General features: G+C 58.3%; 10 protein-coding genes. 3 read left to right on the forward strand and 7 right to left on the reverse strand.

Annotated elements, in window-relative coordinates:
• Positions 1–385: 385 nt before the first annotated feature.
• Together cobA and CFN46_RS12015 are read right to left on the reverse strand one after the other, a co-directional pair.
• Entirely contained in the window at positions 386–1,384 is a 999-nt protein-coding gene (gene cobA, locus CFN46_RS12010) for a uroporphyrinogen-III C-methyltransferase (RefSeq protein ID WP_246116603.1), read from the reverse strand.
• Positions 1,350–4,208: a nitrate reductase gene (locus tag CFN46_RS12015; RefSeq protein WP_088743731.1), complete on the reverse strand. Its 2,859-nt coding sequence runs from the start codon at positions 4,206–4,208 to the stop codon at positions 1,350–1,352. Before CFN46_RS12015 ends, cobA begins: the two co-directional genes overlap by 35 nt.
• 751 nt (positions 4,209–4,959) lie before the next feature.
• Here CFN46_RS12015 and CFN46_RS12020 point away from each other — a divergent pair.
• Genes CFN46_RS12020 through nirD form a run of 3 tightly spaced genes read left to right on the forward strand, consistent with a single transcriptional unit; the run spans position 4,960 to position 9,409 of the window.
• A complete protein-coding gene (locus tag CFN46_RS12020; protein WP_088743663.1) occupies positions 4,960–6,351 on the forward strand; it encodes an NAD(P)/FAD-dependent oxidoreductase in 1,392 nt (463 codons plus the stop codon).
• Positions 6,348–8,975, forward strand: coding sequence for a nitrite reductase large subunit NirB (gene nirB / locus CFN46_RS12025; protein WP_088743664.1), 2,628 nt, complete (start codon positions 6,348–6,350; stop codon positions 8,973–8,975). Before CFN46_RS12020 ends, nirB begins: the two co-directional genes overlap by 4 nt.
• Positions 8,975–9,409 (forward strand): nitrite reductase small subunit NirD, encoded by a 435-nt coding sequence (nirD, locus tag CFN46_RS12030; RefSeq protein ID WP_024951421.1) that lies wholly within the window; start codon positions 8,975–8,977, stop codon positions 9,407–9,409. The genes nirB and nirD overlap by 1 nt, the downstream gene beginning before the upstream one ends.
• A gap of 379 nt (positions 9,410–9,788) precedes the next feature.
• On the opposite strand, the gene CFN46_RS12035 is transcribed toward nirD, so the two are convergent.
• The 5 genes from CFN46_RS12035 to CFN46_RS12055 all read right to left on the reverse strand — a co-directional run bounded on the left by CFN46_RS12035 (position 9,789) and on the right by CFN46_RS12055 (position 14,825).
• Positions 9,789–10,805: a branched-chain amino acid ABC transporter permease gene (locus CFN46_RS12035; RefSeq protein ID WP_088743665.1), complete on the reverse strand. Its 1,017-nt coding sequence runs from the start codon at positions 10,803–10,805 to the stop codon at positions 9,789–9,791.
• Position 10,806: 1 nt separating this feature from the next.
• Entirely contained in the window at positions 10,807–11,694 is an 888-nt protein-coding gene (locus CFN46_RS12040) for a branched-chain amino acid ABC transporter permease (RefSeq protein ID WP_088743666.1), read from the reverse strand.
• Positions 11,695–11,796: 102 nt separating this feature from the next.
• On the reverse strand, positions 11,797–13,098 hold the full coding sequence (locus CFN46_RS12045) for an ABC transporter substrate-binding protein (protein ID WP_084487983.1): 1,302 nt from the start codon (positions 13,096–13,098) through the stop codon (positions 11,797–11,799).
• Between the two features lie 93 nt (positions 13,099–13,191).
• Positions 13,192–13,995, reverse strand: a complete 804-nt coding sequence (locus CFN46_RS12050; protein ID WP_088743667.1) for an ABC transporter ATP-binding protein — start codon at positions 13,993–13,995, stop codon at positions 13,192–13,194.
• Positions 13,995–14,825 carry an ABC transporter ATP-binding protein gene (locus CFN46_RS12055; protein WP_088743668.1) on the reverse strand — a complete coding sequence of 277 codons (831 nt, stop codon included), beginning with the start codon at positions 14,823–14,825 and terminating at the stop codon, positions 13,995–13,997. The genes CFN46_RS12050 and CFN46_RS12055 overlap by 1 nt, the downstream gene beginning before the upstream one ends.
• Positions 14,826–15,212: the final 387 nt, after the last annotated feature.

Genomic DNA, 15,212 nt, shown 5'->3' on the forward strand with positions numbered 1-15,212 from the left:
TGATCAAATTTTTAAAGAGCGTCGCTGTTAAGCGAGGAGGCATATTCTACCGGGAACGCTTGAGAAGTCAAGCACTTGGTGATGAGTCAGTCGACTGCCTCTAAGCACCATCAAGCAGTGAGGGGCGATGCCCGTTCACGTGTTCCGTAAGATGTGCGGCGTATTCTAGCGAATCTGCCGGGATTGTCAAGCGATGCATTTCGAAGAGACTTGAAAAACATCAATCGAAACAATCACCTGCACACCTCTTTCACCGCTGGTAACGCCATGCGTCCCCGGCAGCGGATGCGTACTTTACGCACCGGACCGGTTCAGCGCAAGGCCTTTTGGGAAGAAATGTCGCAAAAACCGCACATGGCCACCATACCTCTCAACATGGCTATTGCTAGACGTGCATCGAGGCCTCCTTTAGCGTCGCTGCTTTCTCTAGAGCCTGTACCGATCCACTCTTATAGAGAGTGGATGCTACCGTTCGGCCGACGGCCATCTCACAGACACTACCCACCACAATCAGACACGGCGTCGGCAGTGGGTGCCCAGCCAGCCGTTCTACCATGTTATCCAGAGTGCCATGTAGCGTCTGTTGCGCGGAGAGGCTGGCATTGGCAATCAGCATCATCGGCCAGTCTGCCGGTAGACCATGTCGCTTTAGTTCCTCGCAGATCATGTCGAGTCGATTGAGCCCCATATAGAAGACGAGTGTTTCATCGCAACGTGCCAGCTGCGCCCACTCTGGCTGCTCATCCTGGTGGCATAGCTGCGCGGTCACGAAGCGTAGTCGCTGGGCATGAGCGCGATCCGTCAAGGGCATACCCAACGCGGCGGCCGCACCGGAGGCCGCCGTGATTCCCGGCACGACATGCCGTGTTACCCCAGCAGCATCGAGAGCCGACAGCTCTTCTCCCATCCGCCCAAAGACACCGGGGTCTCCTCCCTTGAGTCGGACGACACGCATGCCCTCCCCCGCCAGGCGTACCATCAGAGCACCTATTTCGGATTGAGCCACACTGTGATTGCCACACGCCTTACCGACGTAATAGCGCTCACAATGTGCCGGCAGCTGCGCGAGAATTTCATCACCGACCAGGCGATCGTAAACAACAGCATCAGCAGCGTTCAGCATTCGCCAGGCTTTCATCGTCATAAGATCAGGATCACCCGGCCCAGCCCCTACCAATGCGACCTGCCCCGGCAGAAAGCCCTCCCATGCCGGCGAGATCGCATTGGTATCACTACGCAGGCCTCGCGCCCCCACCTGTGCCGCGAACCCAAGACGTACCGTCAACGCCTCACGTAACGTGGTGAGCAACGACAGTGTGACCGATGACACAATGATCGGTGACATGGCTTCACGCCATTTCCAGCGACGTATCAGTACGCTCATGAGAACGCTCCTCTTCAACAATACGTTTGAGTTCAGGGAGGCACGAGCCACAACGGGTGCCACACGCCAGGCGTGCACCGAGTGATTCAACCGTGGTATCGCCAGCTTGGATGGCATTGCGAATAGTGGCTTCCCCTACCTGATGACAGGCGCAAATCATCGCTCCCGCATCAGCCTGACCCGAAGGGCGACCCGCCAATAGACTGCGTCGCTCACGTGGTGCGAGCTGATCGGTGGCGAAGCACTCCCCCAGCCAGGCAACGTTGGGCTGACGGAATTCGCGTGAGGATGACAGCGCGACTCTCAGCCACCATTTCAGCCGCCCTTCCACGAGACCTGCCGCACGCAACTCCTTGTGTGTTGTGTCTTCTCCCCATAGATCAGCGGATATGCCTAGCTGCTCATCGCACCAGCGCTGCCAATCGGGCTGGCCACCTCCTGCCAGTTGGTAGCGCACCAGAGTGTCCTGCGGAATGCGCGCCCAGTAGCAACCGTCCAATGCTTCAATCGCCGCCGCAAAGGCACTGCGACTACCCAGTAGCTCGGGTGCCAACAGTAATGTCGCCTGCCACTCACTTTCCAACGCAATCACTTCCACTGCGCCATGTTTGGACTCTGGCTGACCAGAGAACGGATCCGTCAACCCTGCCAGCAGCGCGCCGGCACGACCATGGCTCGCGAAGTGGTCATTCCAATGCATTGGAATAAAGACCTCGCCTGCGCGCTGCCCACTGGAAATATGCACCCGTGCTCGATAGTCACCGCGTATGGCACCCCGCGCATCACGACTGAGCAGGCGCGCCAACATACCGTCTTCCAGCTTTCGCGCCTGAGCATCACGTGCGTGCAACTCGATATAGGGTTCAGCACGATGATTCATCAGTCGTGCACTGCGTGCTGTACGCGTCATGGTGTGCCACTGATCGCGTATCCGACCGGTATTGAGTCGCAATGGCGCTGCATCACTCAGCTGTTGATGAGGTTGTTGAGGCGTCACCGGCACCAGACGTGCGCGGCCGTTAGGTGTATTGAAAGTGGCATCTTCAAATAAGCGTCGCGTACCGACGAGATCACCCTGCGCATTACGGTATACAGGCCACTGGATCGGGATCAGGTCGTCATAGCCTTGACAGCCTAACTCCGCCAGCGGCGAGATATTGAATAGCCGCTTCACACAGGGAAGCTCATCACTCATGCGCTTGCCTGCCTTTGCACGCGGCGTGGCATTCCGGTAGCCGGAAAGCCGAGCATGCTCACGAAAGATGGCGTGCGGTCCTGCATAGCTGAAGGCCTGCTCATAGCCCATACGCTTGCCAACTTCCGCCAGCTGCCACCAGTCGTGACGCGCTTCACCTGGTGGCACAAGCAAACCGCGCTGTCTCGAGATGCGCCGTTCGGAGTTGGTGACGGTGCCATCCTTCTCACTCCAGCTACTCGCCGGCAGTATCACATCGGCATACGCCAGAGTGTCGCTATCGCTCACACAGTCGGAGACGATCACCAGCGGACAACGTGCCAATGCCGAACGTACCGCCTCTGAGTCTGGCAGGCTGACAGCAGGGTTGGTCGCCATCACCCACAGTGCCTGAATCTCACCGCGCCCCAATGCCGCGAACATCTCCACCGCTTTATGGCCCGGCCCTTCGGGAAGATTCGGTGCCTGCCAGAATTCGCTGACCAGCGTCCGCGCACCGGGAGTGTCGTAATCCATATGGGCTGCCAGCTGATTGGCCAGCCCTCCAACCTCGCGCCCGCCCATGGCATTGGGCTGACCCGTAATCGAGAATGGGCCCGCTCCCGGCAGCCCAAGCTTGCCGCCCGCCAGATGGCAATTGATGATCGCGTTGCCCTTGTCGGTACCACTGGTCGACTGATTGATTCCTTGGGAGAAAAGCGTCACCACATGCAGCTGAGTCGTGAACCAGTAATAGAAGGTCTCGAGACGCTCGACGTCCACATCGCAGTCGCGCGCGATGGCTGCCAGCGAACAGTCGTCCACCTTGGCTGCCTTGAGTGCCGCATCGAAGCCTTGGGTATGTGCCTCAAGATAGAGGCGATCCATCCGTCCGCGCTCCGCCATATACGCCAGCAAGCCGTTGAACAGCCGCGCATCACTGCCGGGGCGAACCCCAAGATAAAGGTCGGCGATTTCACAGCTATCAGTCACACGCGGATCGATCACCACGATGCGCAGTAGAGGATTGTCGATTCGGGCCTGCTTGAGGCGCTGAAACAGCACCGGGTGATTCCAGGCCAGATTGCTGCCAACCAATACCACCAGCTCAGCACTCTCGAGATCTTCGTAGCTGCACGGCACGGCATCAGCCCCGAAGGCGCGCTTATGTGCAACCACTGCGGAGGCCATACACAGACGTGAATTGGTATCCAGATGTGGCGTACCTACAAAGCCCTTGAACAGCTTGTTGGCCAGATAGTAGTCCTCTGTCAGCAACTGCCCCGAGAGATAGGCCGCGATGCACTCCGCGCCATGCGTCTCGCGGAGCGCACTAAAGCGTGTCGCGATCAAGTCCAGCGCAGTATCCCAACTCACCTCACGCAGAACGCCTGCCGCATCGCGAACCTGTGGATGCGTCAGCCGCCCCTGTGGTGACAGTGTCTCGGCAAGAGCCGACCCCTTGACACACAGCCGACCATAATTGGCAGGATGTCGAGTATCGCCAGCCAGTGACACGATACGCGGCCCGCTCTCACTATCCTCCCACTCAAGCGTGACTCCACAGCCCACACCACAATAAGGGCATGTCGTGGCGGTGCAATGCGTGGCTTTCACTGACGGTGTCGCGCCCTCAGTAGTCGCACGCATTTCCTGCGCTACTGGACGATTGCTGGCCTGCATCAACATCACTCCCCTGGCATTGCGCCACAAAAAAGGCGCCTGATGACCGAGCACGTAAAATGTGCGGTCATCAGGCGCCTTTGCCTGTCGCTCACGAAAAGATTGAGCTGAATCATTACTGCATACGGAATATTGGCTGACATGACCGCCGTTGGCCAGATCAAGCAAGTCCCTATCCCTTGTTGACCCACCAGCAAACTCAGTATGCGAATACTGTACAGACGCAGATAACAGGCCACCCAACCATATTAGCTCACAATAACAATGCCTTATATGTATTCAGTCCCGTAAAAAGTAGCTCAGGCGCCCTTCGCTACCGGCAGAGCGCACCAGTAAAGCGCGCCACAGGCATCCCCTGCACCAGTAACCCACGGCCTCGGCCTGATGACATGCCCTGACGCAGAGGCCATCGAATCAATAACGATACAACCTCATGATAAATCGCAACTTTTATCATGACGGCATCAAATTCGCTCTGTTATCGCCAGGTTGAGTCAATGACGACTCCGGATCGAATGCCCTACGGTGCACACCTGCGCTCGAGAGGCTGTCGATTCGCCATACCTGATGCAGCGCCTAGCCCCTCGGGACTGCACCTCGCATATCCAATGCTTAGCCATCATTTTCAGGCAAAGGCGCCTGCTCGACGTCGTGTTCATCACGGCGCCGTGCAGGCGCCTTTTTTTATGCGCAAGACGCATCATCGCAAGGAGGCAGCATGCAGCAGCCATCTTCCCTCGGCGACTCAGCGGCCATTGCCACACTCTCGCCCGAGCCCCTCTCCGCGGAGCTCGTGATCATCGGCCACGGCATGGCGGCCCAGAAGCTTCTGGAGCAGCTGGTCACCCTCGTGTCGAACCGCAGGCTCGCGTGGCCGGTACTGGTGATAGGCGAAGAGCCATGTTTGCCATACAACCGCATTCAGCTCTCGCCCCTGCTAGCCGGTGAAGTCAACGTCAGCAGCCTGACCAGTCAGACCGATGATTGGTTCAAGCGTCATGGCATCACGCGACTCAGTGGTGATCCGGTCGTGAAGATCAAGCGCGATACCCGCCAGCTGATCATGCTCAGCGGTCGGCGTCTGGCCTATCAGCGCCTGATCATCGCGACCGGATCGCGCCCTGCGTTACCTCTCTCTCTTCCGGCCTCCCGTCAGGCATGGCCTGAGGGCCTGATGGGCTTTCGAGAGCTGAAGGATGTCGAGCAGATGCGCGTCGCGTGCAGCAAGGGCGGCCACGCGCTCGTGATCGGCGGCGGACTGCTGGGCCTCGAAGCGGCCGAGGGACTCCGCAAGCGCGGCCTCGACGTCACGCTACTCCAGCGCAGCGAACGACTGATGAATCGCCAACTGGATGATACGGCCGCCGGGCTACTCGCACAGGCGCTTGAAAGCCGTGGACTTCACATCATCACCAATGCCCATCTAGATCAGTGGCTCCAGGCATCGGATGGTCGCATCACTGGCGTACGCCTCACCGATGGCCGCGAGCTGAAGGCCGATCTGACCGTCGCCGCCACTGGCATTCGCCCCGAGATGTCGCTGGCGCAGGCCACTGGCCTGAGATGCCAGCGCGCGATCTGTGTCGATGACCACCTGCGCACCAGCGATCCCCATATTCACGCACTGGGTGAGTGTTGCGAAGTGGACGGCGAAACCTTCGGGCTGATCGAACCCATCTGGGCGCAAATAGAGGTACTGGCCCGCCAACTTCTCGAATTACCGACAGCACCCTATCGCAATGCCCCACTCGCGACCCGCCTCAAGGTCAGCGGTATCGACCTCTATAGCTGTGGCGAACTTGTCCCAGCCAGTGGCGATGAAGTGCTGGTCTATCAAGACTTCACCCTCAACGACTATCGCCGCCTGCTGCTGCGCGACAACCGTCTGATCGGTGCCGTGCTCTACGGCGACGTCAGTGCTGGCAATGCGTTATTCGAGGCACTCAAGTCGGGGACGCCACTGGCAGAGATTCGCGAAGACCTACTGTTCTCACCCGAAGAAGCACTCGAACGCCTTGAGGCTACAGCACCTCCACCGTCCGACGATCCCAACACTGCCCTACGCGATACCGCACACACTCCACCTGACTCTCTTGAGGAAGCCGCATGAAAAACCTGATCATCATTGGTAACGGCATGGTCGGTCATCACTGCGTCGAGCAGCTGATCGAACAGGGCGCCACCGCTCACTATCAGATTCATGTCTTCGGCGAAGAGCGTCACATCGCCTACGACCGTGTCCATCTCTCGGAATACTTCACGGGACGAGATGCCGAATCGCTGGCACTGGGGAGTGCCGAAGACTACATCGCAGGCGGTATCACGCTACACCTTGATGAAGTCGTCATCTCGATCGACCGCGATAACGGTGAAATCGTCACCTCGCGCGGGCGCCACCCCTATGACAGCCTGGTAATGGCCACGGGTTCGACGCCTTTTGTACCGCCCATCGAAGGGCTTGGCGCAGTGGGCAGCGCCGAGGCTGCCAGCAATCGACTGGTCTATCGCACACTGGAAGATCTCGACCAGATTCGCGCTGCAGCCAAAGGGAAGACACGGGGTGTCGTGGTCGGTGGTGGCCTGCTAGGGCTTGAGGCGGCCAATGCGCTTAAATCTCTCGGGCTGGAAGCGCATGTGGTCGAGTTCGCTCCACGGCTGATGCCGGTTCAGCTGGATGAAGACGGTGGCCAGACGCTGAAGCAACACATCACTGCACTGGGTGTCGGGGTACATCTCAACCGTGCCACTACCAGTATCGTGCCCGGTGATGACTACAAGTGGCGCATGAATTTCGCCGATGGCGAACACCTGGAGGCCGATCTGATCGTGTTCTCTGCCGGTATTCGTCCACAGGATACTCTCGCGCGTACCGCAAGCCTCGAAATAGGCGAGCGCGGCGGCATCATCATCGATGACGAGTGCCGCACCTCCGACCCTGAAATCTTCGCCATTGGCGAGTGCGCACTCTGGCAATCGCGCATCTTTGGTCTGGTGGCACCCGGCTATCAGATGGCACGGGGCGTGGCCTCCTTGCTGGCGGCCAGTACCCATGGCAAATCTGAAAAGGCGGGAGACAGCTTCTGCTTCCAGGGTGCCGACATGTCGACCAAGCTCAAATTGCTTGGTGTAGATGTCGGCTCCATCGGCGATGCACATGGCCAGACGGAAGGCGCGATCAGCTATCGCTACTGCGATGAAGCCGAAGGTGTCTACCGTCGACTCGTCGTCTCGAAGGACCGCAAGAAGGTACTCGGCGCGGTCTTGGTGGGCGATAACTCCCGCTACGACACACTGCTGCAATATGTCAGCAATGCTATTGCGGCACCCAAGGATCCAGCGGCGCTGATCCTCCCCGACAGTAGCGGTGAGGCAATCACGCTCGGCGCCGATGCCCTACCAGACACGGCCACGCTGTGCTCGTGTCATAACGTCTCCAAGGGCGATGTCTGCCGTGCCATTGATGATGGCCACAGCGACTTGGGCGCCATCAAGGCCTGCACCAAAGCCAGTACTGGTTGTGGTGGCTGCACGGCTTTGCTCAAGAAGGTCGTGGACGCGGAGCTCGAAAGTCGTGGCGTCGAGGTCGATCACTCACTGTGCGAGCACTTTGCCCACACGCGCCAAGAACTTTACTCACTGGTACGCGTCGAGAACATCGAAACTTTCACCGAACTGATGGCCAGGCATGGCCGCCATGCTGATGCATTGGGGTGCGAGATCTGCAAGCCAGCAGTGGGCTCAATTCTGGCTTCGTGCTGGAATGCGCCGATCACCGAGGCATCGCATATCCCGCTGCAAGACACCAACGACACCTTCATGGCCAACATGCAGAAGAATGGTACCTATTCAGTGGTGCCACGCATTCCCGGTGGTGAGATCACGCCAGACAAGTTGATCGCCATCGGCGATGTCGCCAAGCGCTACAACCTCTATACCAAGATTACGGGCGGCCAGCGCATCGATCTGTTCGGTGCCCAACTGCATGAATTGCCGGACATCTGGGGCGAGCTGATCGCCGCCGGCTTCGAGACCGGTCATGCCTACGGCAAGTCCACGCGTACGGTGAAATCCTGCATCGGCACTACCTGGTGCCGTTATGGCGTGCAGGACAGCATGGCGATGGCATTGCGACTTGAAGATCGCTACAAGGGCCTGCGTTCACCACACAAGCTCAAGTTCGCCGTCTCTGGCTGTACACGTGAATGTGCCGAAGCCCAGAGCAAGGACGTCGGTGTCATTGCGACCGAGAATGGCTGGAATCTCTACGTATGCGGCAATGGCGGCATGCGCCCGCGTCACGCGGAGCTGTTCGCGACGGATCTGGATGACGAGACACTGATCCGCACCATCGATCGCTTCCTGATGTTCTATATCCGCACGGCCGACCGCCTGCAGCGTACGTCGGTATGGCGTGAGGGTCTCGAAGGCGGCCTCGACTATTTGAAAGACGTCATCATCGACGACAGCCTCGGGCTTGGCGACGTGCTTGAGACCCAGATGCAGCTGCTGGTGGAGCGCTACGAGTGTGAATGGGCCAATGCGCTCAAGCATCCTGAAAAGCTCAAGCGTTTCCGCAGCTACGTGAATGATCAGCGCCCGGACCCCGGCGTGGTCAATATCGTCGAGCGTGAGCAGATTCGTCCGGCACCCACCGCACTGATTGCCAGCGATGCCCCTACCGCCGAGGCGTCTTCTACCAAAACCACTAGCCAGCTGGTCACGGAGATACGCTAATGACGACTTCTACACTCACCGCAACGAATGACACTTCTGTGGATAGCTCGCACTGGGTCACTCTGTGCCAGCGCAAAGATCTCGTCGAAGGTTCAGGCGTCGCCGCTTGGCATGAGACGACAGAAGCACAGCAGAATCGGTCTTATCAGATAGCACTTTTCACCCTGCCAGCCACTGGTAGCGACGCGATGCAGGTTTTCGCCATTGATCATCATGATCCCGTGTCAGGAGCCAATGTGATGGCGCGCGGCTTGCTGGGCGATCAGGCTGGTGAACCGCTGGTGATCTCACCGCTCTATAAGCAGCGCTATCGATTGAAGGATGGGCAATGCATGGAAGATGCAGCCCTGCGACTCAAGGTATGGCCGGTACGCATTGAGGGAGAGGACATCCAGGTCGGTTTTGATCATCCAGCATCAGCGCGGACGGCCTGATATGTCGAACAAACAGCACGATAATGGTGCAAGAACGTGCTGCAGCGCACCATGACGCTTCCTGATACGGCACCAGACAGCAGGAGCTATGGCAGTGCTGGTGATTGGCACAGAGCATCAATTCTTTCAACACCCTGATTTTATTGAAAAATATATATCATGGCACTGGGCGTGCAATATATTGATCGAGGTGGCTAATGGCGGCTATCTCGCATGGCGTGCTCATTGCTGAGTCGAGGATTAGGGACCGGCGTATCCCCCTCGATATACAATGGCATTTAAGCCCACCCCTTCATGGAGTGGGCTTTTTTTATGCGCGAATCTTGAGTCACTCGCCAGCAGATCGCAGCCGTCTCTTTATCTGCTCTCTGCTTCCCCTTCACACTTCATCACGCTCCTTGCGCTTTTCAAGCCAGCGTTGGCACTCACCGACGATGCCGCTGCGGAAGCTCAGCACACAGATCACGAAGATGGCGCCCAGAATCACACTCACCCAGTCGCCCAGCGCTGACTGAGCTAGCTGGTGCTGCAGACCGATCACCAACCCCGAGCCCACCAATGGCCCCAGCAAGGTGCCGACACCCCCGAGCAGCGTCATAAGAATCACTTCGCCTGACATGTGCCAACTGGCGTCCCCCAAGGATGCAAGCTGGAAGACTAGCGTCTTGGTCGCGCCCGCCAGCCCCGCCAGCCCCGCCAGCCCCGCCGAAAGCACGAAGGCCACCAACTTGTAGGCATCGGTGTGATAGCCCAACGAGATAGCACGCGGTTCATTCTCGCGGATAGCCTTGAGTACCTGCCCGAACGGTGAATGCACCACGCGCCGAATCAGTACGAAGGCCGCCACGAAGATCGCGAACACAAAGTAGTAGAGAGTGTGGTTGTTCTTGAGGTCAAACAGCCCGAACAGTTCGCCTCGTGGCACACCGTGCAGGCCATCTTCACCATGAGTAAAGGGTGCCTGAACGAAGAAGAAGAACATCATCTGCGCCAGAGCCAATGTCACCATCGCGAAATAGATACCCTGCCGACGAATAGCCAGCGCACCAAACAGCGTGCCTAATACCACCGCGCCCAACGTACCTGCCATGATACCCAGCACGGGACTCAGGCCCGGATATTCCGCAAGTAGAAAGCCGGTGATATAGGCGCCAGTCGCCAGAAAGGCGGCATGCCCGAAAGACAGTAGCCCGACGAAGCCGAGCAGCAGGTTGAAGGCACTGGCAAATAGCGCAAAGCACAGAATCTTCATCAGGAAGACCGGGTAGGCCACCCACGGTGCCAGCAAGCCAAGCACGAACAACCCGAGATACAGCGCGCCGAGCGGTGTGATGCGGCGAGATGCCTTGCCGGCAGACGCAGCACCTCGTTCTTGCTCTTGTTCAAGTACCGCCATGTCAGGTCTCCTTTCCGAACAGCCCCGCGGGGCGAAGCATCAGCACCATCACCATCACCACGAAGATCACGGTGTTGGCGGCCTCGGGATAAAATACCTTGGTCAGCCCCTCGATCACTCCCATTGACAACCCTGTGAGGATGGCGCCCAGAATCGAGCCCATGCCGCCGATGACAACCACCGCGAACACCACGATCAACAGGCTCGAACCCATGGTCGGTGACACTGGATACAGGGGTGCGGCCAGTACACCAGCAAAAGCCGCCAGTGCCACACCGAGTCCATAGGTCAACGACACCATCAGTGGCACGTTGATGCCGAATGCCTGTACTAGTTCTGGATTTTCGGTGCCGGCACGCAGATAGGCACCGAGTCGAGTACGCTCAATCAAGAACCACACGGCGAAGCACACCACCAAGGCTGCAACCAGCACCCAGGCACGGTAGGTCGGCAGGAACATGAAGCCGAGCTTGAAGCCACCGCTCAGCGCCTCGGGGATCGGATAACTCGAACCCGAGACGCCGAATAGATTGACCAACGTGCCCTCAAAGATCAGTGCCAGCCCAAAGGTCAGCAGCAAACCATAGAGGTGATCAAGATGCTGGATACGCCTCAGTAGCAGGCGCTCCACTACGATACCTAGCGCGCCAACAACTAGCGGCACGAGGATTAATGCCGCCCAGTAGTTGAGGCCAAGATATTGCGCGCCCAACAGTGCCGCGAAGGCACCCAGCATGTATTGAGCCCCGTGGGCGAAGTTGATAATGCGCAGTAGGCCAAAGATCACCGCCAGCCCTAGACTCAGCAGTGCATAAAAGGCGCCGTTGATCAGCCCCAGCATCAACTGGCCGAACAACACCATCAGGGGTATTCCAAAAATCATGGTCATACGCACATTCCTTTTCAGCAGGCCTTGCCAGTGTCAGCGCAGCCAATATGAGCCTCTCGCGTGAAAGACGACGAGAGGCCCACTGGCCATCAGCTCCCCTGATCAGCCTTGGCCCTTGACCAGCGCACACTGACTATCAGCCAGCGGTCGGTAAGCCTCTTGACCAGGAATGGTGCGAATCACGTCATAGACATCCCACTCACCTGTCGACTCGGACGGCGACTTCACTTTGACCAGATACATGTCGTGCACCATGCGGCCATCGGCGCGGATGATGCCATTCTTGGCAAACATGTCGTTGACCGGCGTCTCGCCCATCTTCGCGCGTACCGTCGCGGTGTCATCACTATCGGTGGCAGCAACGGCATTCAGGTAATGCAGCGTGCTGGAGTAGATGCCGGCTTGCACCATGGTGGGCATGCGCTCATTACGTTCGTAATAACGCTGCGACCAGGCGCGTGTTTCCTCGTTGAGATCCCAGTACCAGCCAGTCGTAAGCTGCAACCCCTGCGCCACATTGAGCCCCAGTGCATGAACGTCGTTGAGGAATATCAGCAGGCCTGCCAATGATTGCCCTGACTGCACCAGACCGAATTGACTGGCAGTCGTCAGAGCATTGACGGTGTCAGAGCCGGCATTGGCCAGCCCGACGATCTTGGCGCCAGAGCCTTGCGCCTGCAGGATATAAGAGGAGAAATCGCTGGTCGGGAATGGATGGCGTATCTTGCCGACGATAGTGCCGCCATTCTCGGTCACGACCTTTTCCACATCACCTTCCAGCGCATGGCCAAAGGCATAATCAGCCGTCAGCAAGAACCAGCTATCGCCCCCTTCATCGACGATCGCCTTGGCAGTGCCGTTGGCCAGCGGATAGGTGTCGTAGACCCAATGGATGTGATTGGGCGTGCAGTGCTCGTTAGTAATGCTTGAGGCTGCTGATCCCGAGACGATACCCAGCGTGTCCTGCTCGGCCAGAATTCGTGTCACCGCAATGCTCACCGAGGACGCTACCAGACCGCCCACCATGTCGATGTTCTGCTGATCGATCCAACCACGTACGGTATTGGCTCCAACATCGGCACTGTTGCGGTCATCAGCGCTCAACACTTCGATGGGCTTGCCATTGACGCTACCGCCGAAGTCCTCGACCGCCATCTTCAGCGCATCCAGCCCGCCGGGGCCGGCCAGGTCTCGGTAGGTGCCCGACATGTCAGCCAGATAGCCAATCTTGACGGTATCGTCACTGATATCTGCCTGCGCGACACCTGCCGATAGCAGCGTCCCCAGCAGTGCAGCACTCAGTGGTAATGCGCGGCGACGTACGCGCAAGGCGGAGCTGATGTGCCGTGACAGCCGTGAGGGTTTGCAAGAAACCTTACGTGAAGCGTTAGCAGTAGCGTGCATGACATCTCCAGACCGGTTGACCCGGTAATATTGTGATTGTTGTTGTGAGACGTGCGGGTTCAGATAACGACAGCATCTATGAGCATCAGGTGATCAGACACCCAGCACCCGATGCAGATAAGCGTGGCGCGCTGGCAGTTCAGCCGCGGTGATTTCCTCTTGAATGCTGCCGTGCTCCATCAAGTAGTGCCGGTCGGCTAGTGGTGCGGCAAAACGGAAATTCTGCTCCACCAGCACGATGGTCATGCCGCGCGCCTTGAGCATCATCAGCACCTCGCCCAACTTTTGATTGATGACCGGCGCCAACCCTTCAGTGATTTCATCGAGCAACAATAGATCAGCCCCGGTGCGCAGAATGCGCGCTAGTGCCAGCATCTGCTGCTCGCCACCGGATAATCGCGTGCCTTGGCTGTTGCGGCGTTCGTGCAGATTGGGAAACAGTGCGTAGATCTCATCAAGAGACATCCCGCACGTCTCATCTCCACTCCTTGCCCCGTCTTCTTTCTGCCTCCCCTTCCCCTTTACCATCGGGGGCAACAGCAGATTCTCCTCGACGGTCAGGCTTGAAAAAATCCCACGCTCTTCGGGACAGAAGCCGACCCCAAGATGGGCAATACGATGCGGCGCCAATCCCATGCTGTCCTGACCCTTGATCAGAATCTCGCCACTGCGCCGCCCAACCATGTTCATGATCGCGCGCAGCGTGCTGCTACGGCCGGCACCATTGCGCCCGAGCAATGTGACCAGTTCGCCGCGCCGCACGGTCATGTTGACGCCATGCAGTACGTGCGACTCGCCATACCAGGCATTCAAGTCTCGTAGACAGAGCTGCTCCTCACTCGCTGGCGACACGGCGGCCCTGTCTGTTGTCGTGGTCTTTTCGAGAGCAGTGGCCATCAGACCTCCTCGTGCTGGGCAGTGGCAGACTCGGATACTTCGCTGCCTAGATAGGCCTCGCGCACCTCAGCATTGGCCGATACGCTGGCATAGTCGCCTTCCGCCAACACGCGTCCGCGGGCCAGCACACTGATGCGATCACACAAGCGGCTGACCACGCTCAGATTGTGCTCCACCATCAACACGGTACGTCCTTGGGCAGCAACGCGAATCAGCTCCACGACACGATCAACGTCTTCCGCTCCCATTCCCTGAGTCGGCTCATCGAGCAACATCACTGTCGGTTCCAGTGCCAAGGTGGTTGCCAGTTCCAGCGCGCGCTTGCGGCCATAAGGCAAACCGGCTGTCACGCGGTGCGCATCCTCTCGCAGCCCGACCTGCCCCAACAGCTGCAGTGCGCGCTCGTTCAAGCTGTCGAGGCTACTTTTCGGCTTCCAGAAATGAAACGACGTTCCCAGCGGTCGCTGTAGTGCGACCAGTACATTTTCAAGCACTGTCATCTGACCGAAGACGGCCGAGATCTGGAACGAGCGCACCAGCCCCAAGCGGGCAATTTCATGCGAGCGCATACGGGTAATCGATTTTCCACGATAGAGAATCTCACCGCGGGTGGCAGGCAAGAAGCGGGTCAGCAGGTTGAAGACCGTCGTTTTTCCGGCACCATTCGGGCCAATAAGGGCGTGAATATGCCCCTCCTGAATCTGCAGATTGACGTCATCGACGGCTGTGAAGCCGCGAAAATCCTTGCTAAGACCACGCGTCTCTAAAATCGGGGCCGTAGTGGACGCGCCTCCGCTGGCGCGCGGCCCCTGGATGAGCGGTGATGGCATGTCAGTACTCCGTCCCTGACCGGCAAGCCGGTAGTGTCTGTGGCGACAAAGGCAAAAAAACGCAGCGCAGCACCTGCTTGACCACCTATTGGATTACGGTAGGCGTTGCGCTTAACGCAATTTACGTTAACGTAAACTAGAACAGCTGATCCCTAGCTGCCAGCACAGACAGGAATTACTCGACCAATAGCCGATATATCAGTTATTTCTTTATCACCCGGGGACCACAGTCCAGTTCAAAGGCCAAGACCACTCTTTCGGATTGCCTCGATGAGTATTCGACAGGCAAAAAAAGACGCCTGTTCAGTCACGGAGATCCGAACTGAAAGGCGTCAAAGAGGGTTGCCGAGCATATGACCTCTGGCCAGAGGCCATACGTTAGCCCCC

The sequence above is a fragment of the Cobetia sp. QF-1 genome, assembly GCF_002213105.1.
Classification (GTDB): Bacteria; Pseudomonadota; Gammaproteobacteria; order Pseudomonadales; family Halomonadaceae; genus Cobetia; species Cobetia crustatorum.